Source organism: Terrabacter sp. 2RAF25, assembly GCF_052115265.1.
In the GTDB taxonomy this organism is placed as follows: domain Bacteria; phylum Actinomycetota; class Actinomycetes; order Actinomycetales; family Dermatophilaceae; genus Terrabacter.
Genome location: NZ_JBFRGJ010000003.1, coordinates 203219 through 224667 on the forward strand (window position 1 = coordinate 203219; position 21449 = coordinate 224667).

At 70.8% G+C, this 21449-nt stretch carries 19 protein-coding genes; 10 read left to right on the plus strand and 9 right to left on the minus strand.

Annotated elements, in window-relative coordinates; translation table 11 throughout:
* Window positions 1-20: 20 nt before the first annotated feature.
* The 5 genes from AB4091_RS09900 to AB4091_RS09920 all read left to right on the plus strand — a co-directional run bounded on the left by AB4091_RS09900 (window position 21) and on the right by AB4091_RS09920 (window position 6422).
* On the plus strand, window positions 21-1040 hold the full coding sequence (locus AB4091_RS09900; protein WP_442291581.1) for a hypothetical protein: 1020 nt from the start codon (window positions 21-23) through the stop codon (window positions 1038-1040).
* Entirely contained in the window at window positions 1037-2005 is a 969-nt protein-coding gene (locus tag AB4091_RS09905; RefSeq protein ID WP_442291582.1) for an aminoglycoside phosphotransferase family protein, read from the plus strand. The genes AB4091_RS09900 and AB4091_RS09905 overlap by 4 nt, the downstream gene beginning before the upstream one ends.
* 126 nt (window positions 2006-2131) lie before the next feature.
* Window positions 2132-3505, plus strand: a complete 1374-nt coding sequence (locus tag AB4091_RS09910) for an MATE family efflux transporter (protein ID WP_442291583.1) — start codon at window positions 2132-2134, stop codon at window positions 3503-3505.
* Window positions 3506-3549: 44 nt separating this feature from the next.
* Complete coding sequence (locus AB4091_RS09915) at window positions 3550-5592, plus strand: thioredoxin domain-containing protein (RefSeq protein ID WP_442291584.1); 2043 nt, start codon at window positions 3550-3552, stop codon at window positions 5590-5592.
* Between the two features lie 35 nt (window positions 5593-5627).
* Window positions 5628-6422: a response regulator transcription factor gene (locus AB4091_RS09920; RefSeq protein WP_442291585.1), complete on the plus strand. Its 795-nt coding sequence runs from the start codon at window positions 5628-5630 to the stop codon at window positions 6420-6422.
* A gap of 6 nt (window positions 6423-6428) precedes the next feature.
* Here AB4091_RS09920 and AB4091_RS09925 read toward each other — a convergent pair whose 3' ends face one another.
* The 7 genes from AB4091_RS09925 to AB4091_RS09955 form a co-directional block, all read right to left on the minus strand.
* A complete protein-coding gene (locus AB4091_RS09925; RefSeq protein WP_442291586.1) occupies window positions 6429-6851 on the minus strand; it encodes a hypothetical protein in 423 nt (140 codons plus the stop codon).
* Window positions 6852-7248: 397 nt separating this feature from the next.
* Window positions 7249-8040, minus strand: a complete 792-nt coding sequence (locus AB4091_RS09930; protein ID WP_442291587.1) for an FAD:protein FMN transferase — start codon at window positions 8038-8040, stop codon at window positions 7249-7251.
* Window positions 8041-8072: 32 nt separating this feature from the next.
* Window positions 8073-8696: an FMN-binding protein gene (locus AB4091_RS09935; protein WP_442291588.1), complete on the minus strand. Its 624-nt coding sequence runs from the start codon at window positions 8694-8696 to the stop codon at window positions 8073-8075.
* A 25-nt stretch (window positions 8697-8721) separates the two neighbouring features.
* Window positions 8722-10140 carry a ferredoxin reductase family protein gene (locus AB4091_RS09940; protein WP_442291589.1) on the minus strand — a complete coding sequence of 473 codons (1419 nt, stop codon included), beginning with the start codon at window positions 10138-10140 and terminating at the stop codon, window positions 8722-8724.
* 193 nt (window positions 10141-10333) lie between these two features.
* Window positions 10334-11116, minus strand: a complete 783-nt coding sequence (locus AB4091_RS09945) for a TSUP family transporter (protein WP_442291590.1) — start codon at window positions 11114-11116, stop codon at window positions 10334-10336.
* On the minus strand, window positions 11113-11898 hold the full coding sequence (locus AB4091_RS09950; RefSeq protein ID WP_442291591.1) for an HAD family hydrolase: 786 nt from the start codon (window positions 11896-11898) through the stop codon (window positions 11113-11115). The genes AB4091_RS09945 and AB4091_RS09950 overlap by 4 nt, the downstream gene beginning before the upstream one ends.
* The gene (locus AB4091_RS09955) at window positions 11895-13673 is read right to left on the minus strand and encodes a proline--tRNA ligase (protein WP_442291592.1); all 1779 of its coding nucleotides are present in this window, start codon (window positions 13671-13673) and stop codon (window positions 11895-11897) included. The genes AB4091_RS09950 and AB4091_RS09955 overlap by 4 nt, the downstream gene beginning before the upstream one ends.
* 408 nt (window positions 13674-14081) lie before the next feature.
* Here AB4091_RS09955 and mmsA point away from each other — a divergent pair, with 408 nt between their 5' ends.
* From mmsA to AB4091_RS09980, 5 genes are all read left to right on the plus strand, one after another.
* On the plus strand, window positions 14082-15620 hold the full coding sequence (mmsA, locus tag AB4091_RS09960) for a multiple monosaccharide ABC transporter ATP-binding protein (protein WP_442291938.1): 1539 nt from the start codon (window positions 14082-14084) through the stop codon (window positions 15618-15620).
* 62 nt (window positions 15621-15682) lie between these two features.
* Complete coding sequence (gene mmsB, locus AB4091_RS09965) at window positions 15683-16975, plus strand: multiple monosaccharide ABC transporter permease (protein WP_442291593.1); 1293 nt, start codon at window positions 15683-15685, stop codon at window positions 16973-16975.
* A 101-nt stretch (window positions 16976-17076) separates the two neighbouring features.
* A complete protein-coding gene (locus AB4091_RS09970; protein ID WP_442291594.1) occupies window positions 17077-18180 on the plus strand; it encodes a substrate-binding domain-containing protein in 1104 nt (367 codons plus the stop codon).
* Window positions 18181-18330: 150 nt separating this feature from the next.
* Window positions 18331-19134 carry a methyltransferase domain-containing protein gene (locus AB4091_RS09975; RefSeq protein ID WP_442291595.1) on the plus strand — a complete coding sequence of 268 codons (804 nt, stop codon included), beginning with the start codon at window positions 18331-18333 and terminating at the stop codon, window positions 19132-19134.
* A gap of 161 nt (window positions 19135-19295) precedes the next feature.
* Entirely contained in the window at window positions 19296-20144 is an 849-nt protein-coding gene (locus tag AB4091_RS09980) for a GNAT family N-acetyltransferase (RefSeq protein WP_442291596.1), read from the plus strand.
* On the opposite strand, the gene AB4091_RS09985 is transcribed toward AB4091_RS09980, so the two are convergent.
* Together AB4091_RS09985 and AB4091_RS09990 are read right to left on the minus strand one after the other, a co-directional pair.
* Window positions 20128-20544, minus strand: coding sequence for a DoxX family protein (locus tag AB4091_RS09985; RefSeq protein WP_442291597.1), 417 nt, complete (start codon window positions 20542-20544; stop codon window positions 20128-20130). The two genes, AB4091_RS09980 and AB4091_RS09985, sit on opposite strands and share 17 nt — an antisense overlap.
* 26 nt (window positions 20545-20570) lie before the next feature.
* On the minus strand, window positions 20571-21416 hold the full coding sequence (locus AB4091_RS09990) for a GNAT family N-acetyltransferase (protein WP_442291598.1): 846 nt from the start codon (window positions 21414-21416) through the stop codon (window positions 20571-20573).
* Between the last annotated feature and the right edge of the window lie 33 nt (window positions 21417-21449).

Consider the following 21449-nt stretch of genomic DNA (forward strand, 5'->3'; position numbering starts at 1 on the left):
GCGCGTGCGAAGATCTCGGCATGGACGGCGACACCCGGGGGCGCGGGTCACGGGTGATGGACGGTCTCGGCCGTCCGCCGCGCCGGCTCCTCGTGCTCGGGGGTGGGGCAGCAGCACTGGCACTGCTCGTCGAGCGGGGCCTGCGGCTCGACCGCCCGCGCGCCCCCGCGCCGGCACCGACCCGCCGCCCGGCGCCCGACGAGACGGTGCTCCTGTCCGCGGTCGCCGACCTGACACGGCTCGACGCCGACGCGACCACAGTGCTCTCGGGGCCGGATGCGAGCGCCACGGTGCACCGCCTGCGGGCGGTGACCCGCGACCAGCTGCGGGTCTTCCGGGGCCGACTCACCAACGCGGGCGTCCCCGCTGCCGTGATCGCCGCTGCGGTCGCCGCCCCGCCCGAGGCAGCATCGCCCGCAGCCGTCACGGGCACCATTCCCGCATCGGGCACGCCCGACCCCACCACTCCCCCGGCGGACGCCCCGGTGCGCACCCGGGCAGCGCTCGCGGCGCGCTACGACTCGGTCGGACCAGACGACTGGGCCGCCCTGACGACTGCCACGCCGGCGACGCGGGAACTGCTCGCGGCGGCATACGGCGAACGGCTCGCGAGTGCCGTCGTGCTGGGGCACGAGGTCTCCGTGCTCGCGGGTCCGAGCCCGGCGCGGCCCGCGATCGTCGCGCGCACCGAGCCGCTCGTCTACGCCTTCGAGGTCGTCGCGGCGCAGAGCCGAGGCGCGCAGCGTCAGCAGGCCGAGGAGACGCTGGCCGCGCTCGTGCGGCTCGAGATCGCCGTCTCGGGCGCCTCGTCGACGGCCCCCGCCGGGTGGTCGCTGCCCTTTCCGGTGACGACCCCCGACGCTGCCCGCCGGCTGGCGACCGAGGTGCTCGCCTCTGCGGTCGCCTCCGCCACAGAGGTGGCCGGCGGCAGCCCTGGTGCGGCGTCACTGGAGGACGTCGGCCGGTGGAGCGCCGGCGTGCAGGCGCTGGCCGTCGACTGGGGCGTCCCCCTGACCGCCTTCCCGGGAGCCTCCGCGTGACCTACGACCCGATGTACGACCTCATCCCGGCCCACTTCGCCCACGACGTCAGCGGCTACGAGTCCACCGGCTACCTCTCCGGCGAGGACTGGATAGACGCACTGCCGGGCCTCATCACGGCCCTGCTGTCGGAGTGGGAGCTCGAGCCCATCGGCCGCCCCAGCAACGGCGTCTGTGCGGTCGCGATCCCCGTGCGCCTGCTCGGTGCCGGCCGCGACGCCGTCGGGGTGAGCGGTGAGGGCATCCTCAAGATCACCTGGCCCCACCCCGAGGCCGCCACCGAGCACCTGGCCCTGCAGACGTGGAACGGCCACGGCGCCGTCCGCCTCGTCCGTGCGGATCCGACGCGCTTTGCCATGCTCCTCGAGCGGCTGCACTCGCGTGACCTCACCAGGGTCGACATCGACGAGGCGTGCGGCGTCCTCGGTGACCTCTTGGCCGTGCTGCGCCAGCCGCCGCACCCTCGCGTCCCCAGCCTGACGGCATACGCCCTGAGGCAGGCCGACGGGCTGCGCGAGGCGCCCGCGGTGCTCCCCCGCCGTTACCTCGACCAGGCTGCTGCCCTCGCCAAGGAGCTCGTCGAGCGACCGGCCGCCGAGGACCGGCTGCTGCACACCGACCTGCACTACACGAACGTCCTTGCGGCCTACCGCTCCCCGTGGCTCGCCATCGACCCGAAGCCGATGGCCGGCGACCCGGCGTTCGAGGTGGCGCCGGCGCTCTGGAACCGCGCCGACGAGCTCGGCACCGGATCGCAGATCCGATGGTCCCTGAGGCGGCGCCTGGAGATCATCTGCGAGCGCGCCGGTCTCGACGAGGGCCGGGCGCGGGCGTGGACGATCGTCCGGGAGGCCGACAACGCCCTCGACGCGGCGCAGGGGATGTCGGGCCACGCGTCGGCCGATGCCCACGCGCACGACCGGGTGAGCCTCGCCGTCACGATCATCAAGGCGATGAACGACTGACACCCGGTCCTCGTCCACGCGTCGAGACGTCACGGTCAAAACGTTTCGATTTCGATGTCGAAACTCTGTAATCTGGGCCGGCTCCCCCTTACGACGTCGAAAGGCACTCGCATGCCTCGCCTTGCCATGCCCACCCTCCGCGACCCGCGCTCGGCCACGCCGACGCCGGCTCGCGAGATCGCGCGCATCGCCGTGCCGGTGAGCATGGAGTTCGTCCTGATGCTGGTGCTCAACTTCGTCAACCAGATCGTCGTCGGCAGTCTCGGCGCCACGGCCATCGCGGCCGTCGGCTTCTCCAACAGCCTCACCTTCATCCTCGGCGTCACGCTCGGCGCGCTCGGCACGTCCGTCGCGATCCTCGTGGCGCGCGCGGTCGGGGCCCGGCGCGCCGAGGCGCTCGACCACACCGTGACCGCGGCGCTCGTCGTCGCGTTGGCGCTCGGCGCCGTCGTCTCGCTCGTCCCGTGGTTCTTCGCCGACCACCTGCTCGGCCTGGTCGGGGCGTCACCGTCGGTCGCGTCCGCCGGCACGGACTACTTCCGCCTCACCGTCCTCGCGACGCTGCCGGTCATGCTGAACGCGATCCTCTCCGGGGTGCTGCGTTCGGCAGGCCGGCCGACGAGCCCGATGATCGCGACGATGATCACCGTCGTGGCGAACTCCGCCATCGCGTACTCCCTCGTCACCGGCCTCGGGCCGTTCCCCGCGCTGGGCGTCGCCGGCGCCGGCTGGGCCACCCTCGTGACGGCCGTCGTCAAGAGCCTGATCCTCGCGTGGATGGTGTTCGGGTCGCGGCGCACCGTGCGCTGGAGCCTGCCCGACACCCGGAACCAGTGGCGTGCGGTGATCGTGCCGCTCTTCGTGCTCGCGCTCCCCCTCGGTGTCACCGAGCTCTTCTGGACCGTGGGCACGTTCCTCTACAACGTCGTCTTCCAGCAGCTCGGCGACGAGGCTCTCGCGGCCGCCCAGATCGTCACGACGCTCGAGGGCATCTTCGTCGTGGGCAGCATCGGGCTGATGGCCGCCACCACGACGCTCGTCGGTCGCTCGGTCGGCAGCGGCGACATCGGCGCCGCCGTCGCCTGGGTGCGACGCGTCAAGCGGGCCGGCGTCGGAACCGCCGTGGCGTTCGGGGTGCTCTTCGGGGTGTCGGTGCTGCTCCTCGAGCCGCTCTTCGGCGAGGCAGGCACCGACGTCCGACTCATGGCCGGGGTCGGCATCCTGCTGAACGCCGCGTTCCAGGTGGTCAAGGTGCGCAACATGATCGTCGGTGCGGGCGTGCTGCCGAGCGGCAACGACGTGCGTGGCGTGATCCTCGGCGACGTCGTCGGCGCGTTCGTCGTGGGGCTGCCACTGGCGGTGCTCCTCGGTCTGCACACCCCCCTCGGCTATGTCGGGATCTTTGCCGCGCGCATCGTCGAGGAGTTCGCCAAGCTCGCGATCTTCAGCTATCGCGCCAAGCGCATCCGCTGGGAGTCGCTCGTCGCGCAGGCAGCCTGACGCGCGAGTGGGGGTGCGACGCCGCCCTCACCTAGCGTGGGGTCATGACGAACCGCCTGGCCGACGCGACGAGTCCCTACCTCCTGCAGCACCGCCACAACCCGGTGCACTGGCAGGAGTGGGGCGCCGCGGCCTTTGCGGAGGCGCGTGAGCGCAACGTCCCGGTGCTGCTCTCGGTCGGCTACGCGGCGTGCCACTGGTGCCACGTCATGGCGCACGAGTCGTTCGAGGACGACGCGGTGGCCGCAGCACTCAACGAGCGCTTCGTGTCCGTCAAGGTCGACCGCGAGGAGCGCCCCGACATCGACGCCGCCTACATGTCGGCCGTCACGGCGACGACGGGCCAGGGTGGCTGGCCGATGACGGTCTTCCTGACGCCGGAGGGCGAGCCGTTCTTCTGCGGCACCTACTTCCCCCGCGACCACTTCCTCCGCGTGCTCGCAGCCCTCGACGAGGCGTGGCGCACCCGCGAGCCCGAGGTGCGCGCGTCGGGCACGCACATCGCCACGACCCTCGCCGGCGCCCTCGAGCCGCCGACCCCGTACGCCGTCGAGCAGGGTGCCCTCTCGTCAGCGGTCGCGCTGCTGGCCCGTCAGTTCGACCACTCCGCAGGAGGATTCGGCGACGCGCCGAAGTTTCCTCCGTCCATGGTGCTCGAGTTCCTCGTCCGCCACCACGCGCGCACCGGCGACCGTGACGCGCTCGAGATGGCTTCGAGCACCTTCCGGGCCATGGCGCGCAGCGGGATGTACGACCAGCTGGCAGGCGGCTTCGCCCGCTACGCCGTCGACGCGCGCTGGGTCGTCCCCCACTTCGAGAAGATGCTCTACGACAACGCCTTGCTGCTCCGCGCGTACACCTCGTGGTGGAAGGTCACCCGGGATCCGCTGGCGGAGAAGGTCGTCCGCGAGACCGCAGAGTTCATGGTGCGAGACCTCGGCACGGCAGACGGCGGGTTCGCCTCGTCCCTCGACGCCGACGCCGACGGGGTCGAGGGTCTGACCTACGCCTGGACTCCCGAGCAGCTGCGTGAGGTGCTCGGTGAGGATGCCGAAGCAGCCGCACACCTGTTCGTCGTCACCCCGGCCGGGACCTTCGAGCACGGGTCGTCGACACTGCAGCTGCCCGTCGACCCCGTGGACCCGGCGTGGTTCGACGACGTGAGGAAGCGGTTGCTGGTGGCCCGCTCGAGACGCCCGCAGCCCGCGCGCGACGACAAGGTCGTCACGTCGTGGAACGGGCTGGCGGTCGCGGCGCTCGCGGGTGCCGGCTCGACCTTCGGGGTGAGCTCCTGGGTCGAGGCGGCCCGCACCTGCGCCGGCCACGTGCTCGACGTCCACCTCGTCGAGGGTCGCCTGCGACGCGCGTCCCGGCTCGGCGTGGTCGGCTCCGCCGGAGCGGTCGCGGACGACCACGGGAACCTCGCGGAGGGTCTCCTCGTGCTGCACCAGGTCAGCGGCGAGTCGCGCTGGCTCGCCGCGGCGCGCGAGGTGCTGGACGCCGCTGCGGGCTTCGCCGCTGACGACGGCGGGTTCCACGACACCGCCGACACCGCCGAACGGCTCTACCTGCGTCCACGCAGTGCGGCCGACAACGCCGAGCCGGCGGGCCAGTCGGCGCTCGCCGGCGCACTCGTCACACTGGGCGCGGTGACCGGTGACCCACGGGCGCTCGACGCCGGCGCGCGCGCCACAGCCGCCGGGCTGGGCCTCGCAGTCCGCGAGCCGCGCTTCGGCGGCTGGAGCCTCGCCGTCGCGGAGGCGCTCGTCGCGGGTCCGCTGCAGGTGGCCGTCGTCGGGTCGGGCGAGCGCGCCGACGCCCTGGAGCAGGTCGCACGGCAGTCGCCCGGCGCCGGGCTCGTCGTGGTGCGCGGTGAGCCCGACCAGCCCGGGATGCCCCTGCTCGCCGACCGTCCCCTCGTGGACGGCAGCCCGGCGGCCTACGTGTGCCGCGGCATGGTCTGCGACCTTCCCCTCACCGACCCGGCAGCACTCGTGGCGAAGCTGTGGCCGGCCGCTCGCGTTGGCTCCGACGATCGTTCTGGCGCAACAGAACCGGGCCACGAACCGCCGGACAACCAGAACTGACGGGTCAAACGCGCGCATTCTGCAACAATCACGGCATGACGGGCTCTGAACGCACTGCGGTCGTCGTCGAAGACGACGACGACATCCGCGAGCTCATCACGCACAGCCTGACGATGCAGGGCTTCGAGGTCGCCGCGGCATCCACCGGTCAGGCGGGTCTCGACCTCGTGATGGCCAACGACCCCGACCTCGTGACCCTCGACCTCGGGCTGCCCGACCTCGACGGCATCGAGGTCTGCCGGCGGGTGCGCGACGTGAGCCAGGCGTACGTCGTCATGATCAGTGCCCGCACCGACGAGATCGACCGGCTCATGGGCCTCGAGATCGGTGCCGACGACTACCTCACCAAGCCGTTCAGCCCACGCGAGCTGCAGGCTCGGGTCAACGCGATGTTCCGTCGCCCACGCGCCGTGCGCGCCCCCGCGGAGGCGCACGCGGCAGGCAGCAACGGCAGCGCGCCCCCGCCCGCCCCGGTCCCGACAGGGCCTGCGGCGGCGGACACCGAGTCGCACGTGGCCCTGCTGAGGCACGGGCGCATCGCCGTCGACGCCGAGGGCCGCGTGGTCACCGTCGACGGCAAGGAGGCCGACCTGACCCGCACCGAGTTCGACCTGCTGACGACGCTGCTGAGCGCCCCCCGTCGCGTGTGGTCGCGCGCCGTCCTGCTCGACGGCCTCTGGGGGCCGGGCTGGTCGGAGGAGCACCTCGTCGAGGTCCACGTCGGCAACCTGCGCCGCAAGCTGACCAAGCTCGGCCCCACGGGCGGTCGGGCTCCGATCCGCACCGTGAGGGGCGTCGGCTACCGCATGGAGGAGCCCGGCGCGTTCTGACGAACGTCAGGACGGTTCGTCTGCGGACGCCGGGGTCGACGTCGAGTCGAGGTGCGCCCTCAGGGCCGTGCCGGCAGCCGGCGCGTTGCGGGCCATCGAGGCACCCAGCTCACACGCCACGCCGGGGTCACCACGTCTCACGGCGTCGATGACGCACAGCACCGCGGCCTCCAGGCGGACGAGGCCGACGGTCGCGGACGAGACGCGAAGGCTCAGCAGCACGTCCATGGCCGCGTTCTCGTCGTGCCGAGCCAGGGCGTCCGATGCCCTGGACAGCCGGCCGTCGAGCATCCGGAGGTAGGTGCGGGCGATGGAGCGAGCGAGGTCGGTGCTCTCGAGCTCGGCCGCGAGCCGGGTCAGTGCCGCGGGGTCGAGCTCCTGCGTCGCGAGCGCCGGGCAGGGCCGGCCCACGACGACGTCAGCAGCCACGGCCGGCCCCTGGGCGACACCGACACCCACATCCACGGAGCGGGGCGGACCGGCCTCCCACCAGCCGACCCGCCCCGGCCCCCACGACTCCCCCCACGGAAGTCCTCGAGGTGGCCCGCCGACCGGGGTGGGTGCCAGGAGCACGCGCCGTCGTCGCAGGGTCGACGTCGGCGATGTTCGTCATGGCACTCCTTCCCCGGATCGGCGGGCCCTCGCCCGAAGGTCTCTGCGTCAGCGACCCGCCACCCGTCGGACCTGCTGATGCATCGACTGTGACGAGCCAAACGCAAGTCGTGAGCGCCGGGCCTCGCAGGTTTTCCGCAAGATCGCCGCAAGGCCGCCCCGGTTGGGACGGCCTTGCGACTTTTGTCCTGGCGTCGGTGGTCAGGAGGGTGGGTCAGAGGGCTGTCGACAGGTAATCGGGGGCGCTCGTCGCGAAGGCCTCCCTCGTGGCCTCCGATCCGACGAACAGGGCGGTGGCCCAGATGTCGGCCCACAGCAGCGTCGGGCCGGTCACCGTCACGGATCCGGGTCGTCCCACCGGCTTGCCCGTCACCGGGTCGTAGAGGTGGGCGCCGCGGGCTGCCGTGCCGGACGTGGCCACTGCACCTCTCGCCAGGGTCACGGTGCTCGCGATACGCGTACGGTCGCGGGGGTCCTCGATGCCGACCCTCCACATGATGGCGTCCGCACCCGCGACCGGCAGGTCGTCATGGGCGCCGACGAGCAGGTCACCACCGGCGTTGATGCAGAAGGAGATTCCCCGAAGCTGCCGCAACGGGACGGAGGCACGGTCGACGGCCCATCCCTTGACCAGCCCGGTGGGGTCGAACGCGAGGTCGCCCTCCCCGGTGGGGAGCAGCGTGGTGAACGCACCCTTCGTCAGGGCCTCTGCCTGCTGCCCGAGGCGGAGGGACTCCTCGACGAGAGGGTTGCACTGCGCGAGCTGGACCTGCTCGCGGCGCAACCGCATGAGGTCGGAGTCGTCGCGGTACGTCGAGAAGATGGAGTCCATCTCGCGCAGGATGCCGAAGGCCGCCTCGACGGCGCTCCCGGCGGCGGGCGCCTCGACCCCTGCGCCGCGCAGGTGGATGCTCACCGGCATCCCCATGACCTGCTCGACCCAGGCCCGTCGCTGCGGCCCCGGAGTGGGTTCCCTCTGGCCGTCCCGCGCCACGGATCCGTTCATCCTTCGCTCCCTCGTCGGTGTCTGCACGGCGGTCAGATGTTCGCTCGGTCGATGGCCGACTGCAGCGACTGGGTGTAACCCTCCCAGGTCACCGTGGCACCCGAGACGACGTCGATGGTCGCCGACTGCGCCTGGACGACCTCGTCGTTGTAGACGGGGACGGCACGGGAGTTGATCATCTGGTCGTGGCGGTCCTCCCAGGGGACCTGCAGCACCTCGGCGGCCGTGATCTTGCCGTTGGCGACGGTGATCTTCACCTGGACGTTGCCGTAGCGGGTCATCACGGCGTCGCCGTCGACGGTGGTCGAGGCAGGGCTGGATCCCGAGGAGGACGACGACCCGGTGCCCGATGACCCGGTGCCCGATGACCCGGTGCCGGACGAGCCACTCGTGCCGGTCGTCGTGTCCGCGGTCGTGTCGTCGGAGGATCCCGATGCCGCGCCACCGGCGGCGGACGGCTCCTGCCCGGAGGAGTCGCTGGACGACGCCGAGGAGGACCCCGAGGAGGAGCCGCTGCTCTGGGACGTCTTGCTCGTGGTGGTGACCTGTCGGCTCTCGGCGGCCACGACGGCGGTCGAGGAACGCGAGGTGCTGTAGCTGAAGAGGAGCACGAGCACGGTGAGCGTGCTCATGGCCCAGAGGACGATGCGGCGCATGGGGGTCTCGTTTCGTGTTTCGGGGTCAGTAGCTGAAGCGCTCGTGGTGGACGGCCTCGCGCGGCACGCCGGCCCCGTGGGCGGCGGCGATCACGGCATCCATCCAGGTGGGGTTGCCGCAGACGTAGACGTCGCGGTCGGCGATGTCGGGGACGATCCGGAGCAGGGCCTCGGCGTCGCCGAGGTGTCCCGCGTCGACGGGAAGCCAGCTGTCGCGGTCGCGCATGCGGTGGCCCACGACGGCCACGACGCGCCCACCCTTGGACCGCGCGATGTCGAGCAGCTCGTCACCGAGGACGATGTCGGACTGGCTGCCCACCCGGTAGATCACGACGACGCCGTCCGGTGAGGCCGGCAGCTCCTCGAGGATGGCTCGCAGCGGGGTGATCCCGATGCCGGCGCCGATGAGCACGGCCTTCTCACTGGTGCCGACGCCCGTGTGCAGCCGGCCGTAAGGGCCCTCGACAAGGACCTGCGTGCCCGGGCGCAGGCTCGCGAGGCGCTCGCTGGACGTGCCGACGCGCTCGGCGGTGATGCGCAGGGAGCGTCCGTCCGGGGCCGCGGAAAGGGAGTACGGGTTGGCGCGCGTCCAGCCGGGCCCGTCGAGGAAGCGCCACTGGAAGAACTGCCCGGCACGCACGGAGAGGCGGTCGAGGTGGCGTCCGGTCACGACGACCGAGGTCACGGTCGGTGACTCGGCGACGACGTCCGACACGACGAGCCGGTGCCGACGCGAACGGACGACCGGGAGGACGACGCGGAAGGCGAGGACGGAGACCAGCGCCGCGGCATACAGCCCCCACCAGAAGACCGTGGCGGCGGGCGAGGACTTGAAGTCCGCACCGGTCCACAGCTGGTGGGGCAGAGCCAAGCCCGCGCCGAGGTACGCGTACAGGTGGAGCAGGTGCCACGACTCGTATCGCAGACGCGCACGCGCCTTCTTCACCGAGGTGACGACGACCATGACGAGGGCGATCATGCCGGCGAGGGCCAGCAGCATGCCGGGCGAGTGGAGCACCTCGTCGACGAACGTGCCGACGACTCCGATGTCGGTGCCTGCGTTGTAGCCCATGATCGTCAGCACGATGTGGGCGAGCATGAGGTTGAACGACGTGAAGCCGACGAGGCGGTGCACCCGGGCGAGCTCGTCCTGACCCCAGGCCTGTTCGACGAACGGGATGCGCGCCATGAGCAGCACCTGCAGCAGCATGAGCACCGAGGCGAGCAGCCCGCTGAGTCGGCCGACGTTGATCAGTGCCTCACCGGCAGAGCCGAAGTCTGTCAGCCCTCCCCCGGACACCCACAGAGCCACCACGAAGAGCGTTGCGCCCCAGGCGAACACGGCTGAGGCGTCACGCCACCAGCGCGGCGTGGGGCCGAGTGCCCGTCGGGGGCTGCGGGCCGCGGTGTGCTCACGGGCCTCGGGGAGGGCGAGGGAGGTCATGGCACTCAGGTTCGGGTCGCAACCTGTGTGCCTGCTGTGGTCGGCGGATGTCAGGGGTGTGAGTCGTGGACGGCGTCGACGTTGTTCGGCCGCTGCCGTGCGCTCGGGGTCACCGAGCAGGAGGCCGCCGGGCTCGCCTCGCTGCTGCTCGTCGCCGGCACCGAGACTGCGGCCGGCGACCGCGTGCTGACGGTCAGGCCCACCAGCCGAGGAGGCTGCCGCCGATCTTGACGATGAAGGCGCTGACGATGATGACGAACACGCCGCGCACGAAACCGCTGCCACGGGCGACCGCGGTGCGGGCGCCGACGTAGCCGCCGACGAGGTTGGTGGCGGCGATGACGACACCGACCTTGAGCACCACGAGGCCCATCGGGGCGAAGATCGTCAGGGCCCCGAGGTTCGTCGCGAGGTTGGCGATCTTCGCCTTCGCGCTGGCCTCGAGGAAGTTGTAGCCGAGCAGGCCGACGAGCGCGAAGACGAGGAAGCTGCCGGTTCCCGGGCCCAGTGCCCCGTCGTAGGCGCCGATGACGAAGCCGGTGACCATGGCCAGGACCGTGTGCTTCGCGCCGTGGAACCGGCGGATCGACTCCTTGCCGAGGTCGGGCTTCAGCAGCGTGTAGGCACCGACGACGACGAGCAGCACGAGGATGATCGGGTTGAAGGCGGACTTCGGGATGTGGAGACCGATGAGGGCACCGCCGAGGGAGCCGACGTACGCGACCGCGGCCATCGGCAGCGCCGTGCGGAGGTCGGGGCGCACCCGTCGGTAGAAGGTCACCGAGCTCGTCGTGGTGCCGAAGACCGAGCCGAACTTGTTCGTCGCCAGCAGCTGGGCAGGGGTCGCACCCGGCAGACCGACGAGCAGCGCCGGCAGCTGGACGAGGCCGCCGCCGCCGACGACCGCGTCGATCCAGCCCGCGACGAAGGAGGCGACGCCGAGGAAGCCCAGGGTCGTGAGGGTTGGGTCGCTCACGCGTGGTCGCCGTCCGCGGCCTCGTGGTTCCAGAGCGCGACGATGCCGGCGACATCGAGCAGCTCGTCGGCGACGGCGTCGGGTCGCGCGTCCACCGGCATCCGCTGGCCCGCCGGGATGTCGGAGTGCGGCACGAGGATGGCGCGCATCCCGACCTGGTGGGGGCCGTGCACGTCCTCGAACAGGCGGTCCCCGACGTAGACGGCCCGCTCCGGTGCGACGCCGAGGGCGTCGCAGACGGCGCGGAACGCGTCGGGGTGCGGCTTCACCACGTGGATCTCCGAAGAGTAGACGTCGGCATCGAGCAGGTCGAGCACGCCGTCGCGCTCGAAGACCTCGCGGTGGTAGGCGCGGGTCCAGATCGTGTTGGACAGCACCCCGACCCGGATTCCCTTGCGCCGCAGCGACTCCCAGAGTGGACGGACCTGCTCGTCGGTGTGGGTGTGCGGCTCCCAGAAGCGCTGGTAGGCAGCCAGTGCCAGGTGGTGCCGGTCGTGCTCGGGGTCGACGCCGGCGTCGTCGAGGATCGCGGCGATCGACGCGCTCTGGTGGGTCTCGCGACCGCGGCGCCACGCACGCTCCTCGGCCTCGTGGATGCGCACGGCCAGGGAGTCTGCCTCCGCGAGGTCCTCGGCCGGCATGTCGGGGTCCTCGACCGCGAGGCCGTGGACCGTTCGGGCGAAGACGCGCCACTGCTGCGGCAGGTCGACCTCGTGCCACGGCGTCAGGGTGCCGCCCCAGTCGAAGACCACCGCCTCGACGGGCCGTGCGGCGGCCGTCACGAGCGCTCGACCTCGGCCGTCACCTCTGCGGTCAGGGCGGCCACGACGTCGTCAACGGCGACCTCGCGGCGCTCGCCCGAGCGGCGGTCCTTGATCTCGACCTTGCCCTCGGCCAGACCACGGCCGATGACGAGGATCGTCGGCACCCCGACCAGCTCGGAGTCCTTGAACTTGACGCCGGGGCTCACTCCCTTGCGGTCGTCGACGAGCACGGACAGGCCCTGCACCTCGAGCTCACGGGCGATCTCCTCCGCCTTGACGACGAGGGCCTCGTCCTTGCCGGCGGCCACGATGTGGACGTCGACGGGCGAGAGCTCGCGCGGCCAGATGATGCCGGCCTCGTCGTTGTTGCCCTCGACGACGGCGGCGACCGCCCGCGACACGCCGACGCCGTAGGAGCCCATGACGACGGTGACGAGCTTGCCGTTCTGGTCGAGCACCTTGAGGTCGAGCGCTTCGGCGTACTTCGTGCCCAGCTGGAAGACGTGGCCCATCTCGATGCCGCGCGCTCCCTCGAGCACGTGGTCGCAGTTGGGGCACGGGTCGCCGAAGCGCACCTCAGCCGCCTCGATGGTGCCGTCGGCGGTGAAGTCCCTCCCCGCGACGAGGTCGATGACGTGCTGGCCGGGCGCGTTCGCGCCGGTGACCCAGCGCGTGCCCTCGGCGACGCGCGGGTCGAGCAGGTAGCGGATGCCGGTGCTTCCGTCGGTGCCGAGCGCGCCGGGGCCGATGTAGCCCTTGACGAGAGCGGGGTTCGCGGCGAAGTCGGCCTCGGTGAAGGCATCGACCTCGGCCGGCTCGACCTGCGCGCCCAGACGCTTCTCGTCGACGTCACGGTCACCGGGAACGCCGATGGCCAGCGGCTCGCGGGTCCCGTCCGGGTGCACCAGGGTCACGACGACGTTCTTCAGGGTGTCGCCGGCCTCCCAGGCGCGGTCCTCGCGCGGGAACCGCTCGTTCAGGTGGGCCACCAGCGCCTCGATGGTCGGCGTGTCGGGGGTGTCCTCGGCGTGCGCGGCGGGCACGCCGTCCCACCCGACCGCGTCGGGTGCCGGCACGCGTACGGCCTCGACGTTGGCGGCATACCCGCAGCTGGTGCAGTGGACGTAGGTGTCCTCTCCGACCTCCGCCGTGGCGAGGAACTCCTCGCTCTTGCTGCCGCCCATGGCTCCCGCCATCGCCTGGACGATGACGTAGTGGAAGCCGAGGCGGTCGAAGATGCGGACGTACGCGTCGCGGTGCAGCTGGTAGCTCTTGTCGAGGCCGGCCTCGTCGACGTCGAAGGAGTAGGAGTCCTTCATGACGAACTCGCGGCCGCGGAGCACGCCGGCACGCGGGCGGGCCTCGTCGCGGTACTTCGTCTGGATCTGGTAGATCGACAGCGGCAGGTCCTTGTAGGAGCTGTAGAGGTCCTTGACCGTGAGGGTGAACATCTCCTCGTGGGTGGGGCCGAGCAGGTGGTCGGCGCCCTTGCGGTCCTGGAGGCGGAAGATGTTGTCGCCGTACTCGGTCCAGCGCCCGGTCGCCTCGAACGGCTCCTTGGGCAGCAGGGCCGGGAAGAGCAGCTCCTGGGAGCCGATCGCGTCCATCTCCTCGCGCACGATCCGCTCGACGTTGCGCAGCACCCGCAGGCCGAGGGGCAGCCACGTGTAGACGCCCGGGCTCACCCGGCGGATGTAGCCGGCGCGGACGAGGAGCCGGTGACTCGGGACCTCTGCGTCCGCCGGGTCCTCGCGAAGCGTGCGCAGGAACAGGGACGACATGTGCAGGGCCACCGGGACTCCTCGGGTGCAGCGCGCGCAGGGCACGCGTGGGTGCGGAACCTGCGCAGGATATCGGCCGCTCGGCAGTCCCCTCTTGGCACGTGTCCTGTCCTGTTCCTGTCCGGTCAGGACAAGAACCGGTCACGGGCTTGACCGGTGGCCCGGCCGCGTGTTCAGTGAGCCTGCCGGAGACAACGATGTCAGCATCGTCCGGCGATCGTGACGTCCTTGTGACAACACACCGCGGTGTTCGGCGACGTGAGCACGAACCGTGAGCAACAATCGGGATTGGGCATGCGCCCGTGGACACCACAAAGGAGTGTTGACGACCAGATGAGCGACCCCTCCACCCCTGCTCCGGCCCACGCGCGCGGCGATGTCACCGGCGCCGCAGCCCAACCGGGCAGCGTCATCCTCGAGATGCGCGAGATCACCAAGGAGTTCCCGGGGGTCAAGGCCCTCTCGAACGTGTCGATGGCCGTCCGCCGCGGCGAGGTCCACGCCATCTGCGGCGAGAACGGCGCCGGCAAGTCGACCCTGATGAAGGTGCTCTCCGGGGTGCACCCGGCCGGCACCTACGACGGCGAGATCCACTTCGAGGGACAGCTCGTCGAGTTCCACAACATCCGCGACAGCGAGCACGCCGGCATCGTCATCATCCACCAGGAGCTCGCGCTCATCCCCGAGATGTCGATCGCCGAGAACATCTTCCTCGGCAACGAGACCGCCAGCGGTGGCGTCATCGACTGGCTGGCCACCCGCGTCAAGGCACGCGAGCTGCTGGCCCGGGTCGGCCTCCAGGAGGAGCCCGACACGAAGATCCGCGACATCGGCGTCGGCAAGCAGCAGCTCGTCGAGATCGCCAAGGCGCTCTCGAAGGACGTCAAGCTGCTCATCCTCGACGAGCCGACCGCAGCGCTCAACGAGGGAGACTCCCAGCACCTGCTCGACCTGATCGCCGGACTGCGCTCCAAGGGCGTGACCTGCATCATGATCAGCCACAAGCTCAACGAGATCGAGCAGATCGCCGACTCCATCACGATCATCCGCGACGGCAAGTCCATCGAGACGCTGCGCGTCAAGGAGGACGGTGTCGATGAGAACCGGATCATCCGGGGCATGGTCGGCCGCGACCTCGAGTCGCGCTTCCCCGACCACACGCCGAAGATCGGCGAGGTCTTCTTCGAGGTGAAGAACTGGACGGTGCGCCACCCGAGCGTGCCCGACCGGCTCGTGGCCAAGCACAGTGACTTCTTCGTGCGCCGCGGCGAGATCGTCGGCTTCGCAGGACTCATGGGCGCCGGCCGCACCGAGCTGATGCGCAGCCTCTTCGGCCGCTCCTACGGCACCTACGTCGAGGGCACCATCGTCAAGGACGGCAAGGAGGTGAAGCTGCGCACGGTCGCCGACGCCATCGACGCGGGCCTCGCCTACGTCACCGAGGACCGCAAGTCGCTCGGGCTCAACCTGCTCGACGACATCAAGCGGACCACCGTCTCGGCACGCCTCTCGCGCATCACCAAGGGCTTCGTCGTCGACGACCGCCAGGAGTACAACTACGCCGAGTCCTACCGGAAGTCCTTGCGCACCAAGGCTCCCAACGTCGACGAGGGCGTCGCCAAGCTCTCGGGCGGCAACCAGCAGAAGGTGGTTCTGGCCAAGTGGCTCTTCACGGAGCCCGACCTGCTCATCCTCGACGAGCCCACGCGTGGCATCGACGTCGGTGCCAAGTTCGAGATCTACGGGATCATCCAGCGCATGGCGTCCGAGGGGAAGGGCGTCATCCTCGTCTCCTCCGAGCTGCCCGAGCTGATCGGTTTGTCCGACCGCATCTACACCATCAGTGAAGGTGCCGTCACCGGCGTGCTCGACCGCGAGCGGGCCGACCAGGAGTCGCTGATGCGGCTCATGACCCGCCGAACGCACGGTGGCGGCGATCCGTCGCGCGAGAGCGCCTGACCCGCCGCCCCGGCGCGCCCACTCCCCTCCCCATCCACACCCGACAGAGCCAGGAAGCACCAATGGACAAGGTCAAGAAGATCTTCGGTGGCGACACCCGTCAGCTCGGCATGATCTTCGCCCTCGTGGCGCTGATCATCTTCTTCCAGATCTGGACGGGAGGGCTCACGCTGACGCCCGACAACGTCATCAACATCTTCCAGCAGAACTCCTACATCCTCGTCCTCGCGATCGGCATGGTGCTCGTCATCATCGCCGGCCACATCGACCTCTCGGTCGGGTCGGTCGCGGCGTTCGTCGGCATCTCCGTGGCGATCGCGATGCGCGACTGGGGGCTCAGCTGGTGGCTGGGCATCCTCTTCGGGCTCGCTCTCGGCGCGCTGGTCGGGGCGTGGCAAGGCCTGTGGACGGCATACGTCGGCATCCCGGCGTTCATCGTCACCCTTTCGGGCATGCTGCTCTTCCGCGGCGCCAACCAGTACGTCGGCAAGTCGAACTCGGTGCCCGTGTCCGACGACTTCCAGGTCATCGGCGGTGGTTACCTGCCCGAGGTCGGCCCCAACACCGGCTACAACAACCTCACCGTGCTGCTCGGTCTGCTGCTCGCCGTCGGCATCATCTACGGAGCCATCCGCAGCCGCCGGGCCCTGGTCAAGCTGGGCGCCGAGGTCGAGGAGGTCTGGGTCATGTGGGTGCGGCTGGCGCTGATCTGCGCTGCCATCATCGCCGCGACGCTGCTCTTCGGCTCGGGCCGCCCCGGCACGTCGTTCCCGATCGCCGGGATGATCCTCGCCGTGCTCGTGCTCGTCTACGGCTTCATCTCGAACCGCACCGTGATCGGCCGCCACATCTACGCCGTCGGTGGCAACCGCCACGCGGCCGAGCTCTCCGGTGTGAAGAGCAAGAAGGTCAACTTCCTCGTCATGATGAACATGTCGATCCTGGCGGCTCTCGCCGGCATGATCTTCGTGGCCCGGTCCACCGCCTCGGGCCCGTCCGACGGTGTGGGCTGGGAGCTCGACGCCATCGCGGCCGTCTTCATCGGTGGCGCGGCCGTGACCGGCGGTGTCGGCACCGTCGTCGGCTCGATCGTCGGAGGCCTCGTCATGGCCGTGCTCAACAACGGCTTGCAGCTCAAGGGAATCGGCGCCGACGCGACCCAGATGATCAAGGGACTCGTGCTCCTGGTCGCCGTCGCCTTCGACGTCTACAACAAGTCGCAGGGGCGCGTCTCGCTCCTCGGCCTGCTCATGAGGAACTCCCGCGGGCGGGGCGGGGGCGACGACACGTCGCCGCCGCCGTCGGCGGCCGTGGAGACCGCTCCCATCAGCGAGAGCATCCGCCAGTCCGGCTGAGCCCACCAGGCCCAGCCGACTCCGCAGACACGGTCAGGGCGCCCGCCCGAGACCGAGAAGGATCCGCGTTCGCCCGGACGCGATGAGAGGAAAGAGAGCACATGCGTACCTTCACCAAGGTGCTGGGCGTCACGGCTGTGGCCGCCCTTGTTCTGACCGGTTGCGGTCGGAACAGCGACACCGGCACGACGCCGGGCGCTTCCAACGGCGGCTCCGCGGCGGCGGGCTTCCCCGCCAACTCGGTCATCGGTATCGCCCTGCCGCAGAAGACGTCGGAGAACTGGGTGCTCGCCGAGCAGCTGTTCAAGGACGGGCTGCAGCAGGCCGGGTTCCAGGGTGACGTCCAGTTCGCCAACGGTGGCGTGTCCGAGCAGCAGAACCAGATCTCGGCCATGGTGACCAAGGGCGCGAAGGTCATCGTCGTCGGTGCCATCGACGGCTCGCAGCTGGGCACCCAGCTCAAGGCCGCCAAGGACGCCGGCGCCGTCGTCATCGCCTACGACCGGCTCGTGAAGAACACGAACGCCGTCGATTACTACGTCGCCTACGACAACTTCAAGGTCGGCGAGCTGCAGGGCCAGGCCCTGCTCGACGGCATGGCCAAGAAGAAGCCGAACGGCCCGTACAACATCGAGCTGTTCGCCGGCTCCCCCGATGACGCCAACGCCCAGGTCTTCTTCGACGGCGCGATGAAGGTGCTCCAGCCGAAGATCACCGACGGCACGCTGAAGGTCGTCTCGGGCCAGACGCAGTTCAACCAGGCCGTCACGCAGGGCTGGAAGGCCGAGAACGCCCAGAAGCGCATGGACACGCTGCTGGCGGCGAACTACACGAGCGCCCCGCTCGACGGCGTGCTGTCGCCCAACGACACGCTGGCCCGCGCCATCCTCACGTCGGTCAAGGCGGCCGGCAAGCCCAACCCGATCGTGACTGGTCAGGACTCCGAGGTCGAGTCGGTCAAGTCGATCATGGCGGGTGTGCAGTACTCCACGATCAACAAGGACACCCGCAACCTGGTCAAGGAGACCATCGCCATGGTGACGGCCCTCCAGAAGGGTCAGACGCCGACGGTCAATGACACCAAGTCGTACAACAACGGCGTCAAGGTCGTCCCGGCCAACCTGCTCCCCCCGGTCATCGTGACCAAGGAGAACGCGGCACAGGCCTACGCCAACGACCCGACGCTGGCGCCGCTCACCAAGTGAGCTGACGCCCTCTCGGGCACGCATCGCACGACGGCCCGTCCCCTTTTGGGGGCGGGCCTTCGTCGTGGCCGACCTGGCCTGCGTATGCCGTCCGGCCGGCTCCGTGGACACCCCCGGCACCGTCCGACAGGAGGCGCGTAGCGTCGCGCCATGGGTGACGTCTACCTCCACGGGCACCACGCGAGCGTGCTCGCGTCGCACGGTGCCCGCACTGTCGCGGACTCCGCGGCCTACCTGCTCCCCCACCTCGGCGACGGGATGCACGTGCTCGACGTCGGCTGCGGACCGGGCACGATCACCCTCGACCTCGCCGCTGCCGTCGCTCCCGCGGGCCGGGTGGTCGGGGTCGAGAACGTGACCGGCCCTCTCGACCAGGCCAGGCGCAACGCGGCCGGTCGCGGCGACCTCCGCACCGTCTTCGCGCCCGGCGACGTGATGTCCCTCCCGTATGCCGCAGGCTCGTTCGACGTCGCCCATGCCCACCAGGTGCTCCAGCACCTCACCGACCCCGTCGGGGCCCTGCGCGAGATGGCCCGCGTGACACGACCCGGCGGGATCGTCGCGGTGCGCGACGTCGACTACGCCTCGATGGTGTGGCACCCGGCGTCGGAGGGCATGACGCTGTGGCTCGACGTCTACCGTCGGCTGGCCCGCCTCAACCACGCGGAGCCGGACGCCGGTCGTCACCTTCTCGCCTGGGCGCACGCGGCCGAGCTCCACGACCTGGAGCCGTCGGCGTCGGTGTGGACCTACGCGACGCCGACACAGTGCGCCTGGTGGGGAGGCGCCTGGGCCCGGCGCACCCTCGAGTCGACGTTCGCCACGCAGGCGCTCGAGCGAGGCCTGCTGACGGAGGCAGAGCTCGACGGGATGAGCGCGGCGTGGCGAGCCTGGTCGACGCATCCGGACGCCTGGTTCGCGATGACCCACGCCGAGCTCGTTGCGCGGGTCTGACCGCGGCGGCTGCCCGCACCTGGCGGAATGCCTCACGGGATCCTCCCGGGATCCTCACGGCGACAAGGAGACCCGAAACTCCTTGTCGGGTCTGGCCTGCTGTCGACGAAGCACCGTCCAGGCGACGCCCTTCCCAGTCGCGCATCGGCGACACTGGGGTCATGCCACCCTCCTCGACCTCGTTCACCCTCTTCACCGAGGCCGCCCTCGCGCGAACAGCTTTCGCCGCACTGGTGGAGCGGGAGCCCCAGGCGCTGAGCGTGGTGGCGAGTGTCACCGACGCCCTCGTCGCCGACCCCACCCGCTACGCCGGGCCGCGCTGGTGGGCCGGCACCGGTGCCGACGGCAAGGTCGTCGCAGCGTTCATGCACACGCCACCGCACCACCTCCACATCGCGTACGCCACGCCCGCGCAGGCTCGCGGGCTGGCGGCCCACCTCGCCGAGGGCCACGACTCCCTGCCGGGCGTGGGAGGGCTCCGCGAGCCGACGGAGGCATTCGCGGAAGAGTGGGCCACCCGGACCGGCGTGACCGGAACCGTGGCGATGGAGATCGGGCGGTTCGACCTTCCGGTGCGGCCTCGCCTCTCCTTCGCGGTGCCCGGGCGGTTCCGGGCTGCGACGCCGGATGACGCCGCCCTTCTCGACGAGTGGAACCAGCAGTTCTACGAGGCCGTCGACGGCCACGGTGCCCGTGCGTCGTCGCTCGACGCGCACGTCGCGTCGGGTCGCGTCGGGCTGTGGGAGGACGGAGGCCGCCCCGTGTCGATGGCGTACGCCTCGCCCGCCAACGGGGGCGTCACCCGGCTGTCAGGGGTCTGGACTCCTCCGGAGCTGCGCGGACACGGCTACGCCAGCGGTGTCGTGGCCGCCCTCAGCTCGGCCCGCCAGGACGCGGGTGAGTCGTGCATGCTCTACACCGACCTCGCCAACCCCACGTCCAACGCGATCTACCAGGCGATGGGCTACCGCCGGGTCGGCGACAACGTCACCATCACCTTCGGCGCATGAGCCCTCCGGCACGCAGGGCCGCCCGGATCATCGGCCACTGGAGGGGCAGTCGCGCCACGGTCGCCGCGAGGTAGCCCTGCCGAGCCGTGTCCTGCGGGTCGCGGTCGAGTCGGCGCTTGGCCTGACCCGTCATCGTGACGTTCGCCGGGAAGACGGCGACGAGCAGGGCCGCGGACGCCAGCCCGGCCACGCGACGAGTGCGAGGGACGAAGAGCCCGACGGCACAAGCGATCTCGGCCGCGCCAGACGCATACACGAGGGCTCGGCGGGACGGCAGCTGCTTGGGCACGATCGACTCGAACGGCTCAGGTCGCACGAAGTGCATGGTGCCAGAGGTGAGGAAGAGTGCCGCCAGGGCGATGGCGTCCTTCGGGAGAGGCGCGTTCGTCGCTGTCTTCATCCCCTCACACTAGGCGGCCGCGCGGATCACAGGAGAACGGTGGTGAACGCACCCACCTCGTGGAAACCGCACCGGGCGTAGGCCGCTCGGGCCGCGACGTTGAAGTCGTTGACATAGAGCGACACCTCGTCGGCCATCCCCGAGAGCACCTGCTCGACGACGCTGGCCATGGCCGGGACCGACAGCCCTTGCCCGCGCAGGCGAGGGTGCAGCCACACGCCCTGGACCTGGGCGCAGCCGAGCGCCAGCGACCCGACGTCGGCCTTGAAGACGACCTCGCCGTCCTCGACCTTGACGAAGGTGTGGCCCGCGCGCACGAGGGCTGCCACGCTTGCCCGGTAGCCACGGTCGGAGCCGAAGTAGGGCGGGTAGCCGATCTCCTCGGTGAACATGTGCGCGGCGGCCGGCAGCACGATGTCGACCTCGTCGATGCGGGCCGGCCGCACGTCGGGGTCGATCTGCACGCCGATGGTCGAGGGCCGCTCGCGCGTCGTGAGCAGCGGCTGGTGGGTGCGTACGGCACGCACCGGACCCCATGTCGGACCGAGTCGGTCCCACAGCCCGGCGACCTGCGCGCTCGGGCCGAAGATCGAGGCGCACTGGCGTCGCATCTTCGTGATGCGCGCGGCCACGGCCGCAACCCCGTCGTCGTCGAGCTCGACGGGCACGACGTTCGCACTGACCCAGACGAGTCCACGCAGCTGGCCGTCATCCCAGTGCCCGAGCAGCGAGCCCGGTGACGACCTCAGCGATCCCTCTGCGATGCGTGCCGCGACGAAGACGTTGGACACGCGGTCGCGGGCACACACGGCGAGCGCAGCGTCCTTGTCGGCCGCCGACAGCGGCCGCACTGGGAGGCGTTGGCGCAGCACCACCCAAGAGTGCCTGCCCGCGGGCCGGGTGTC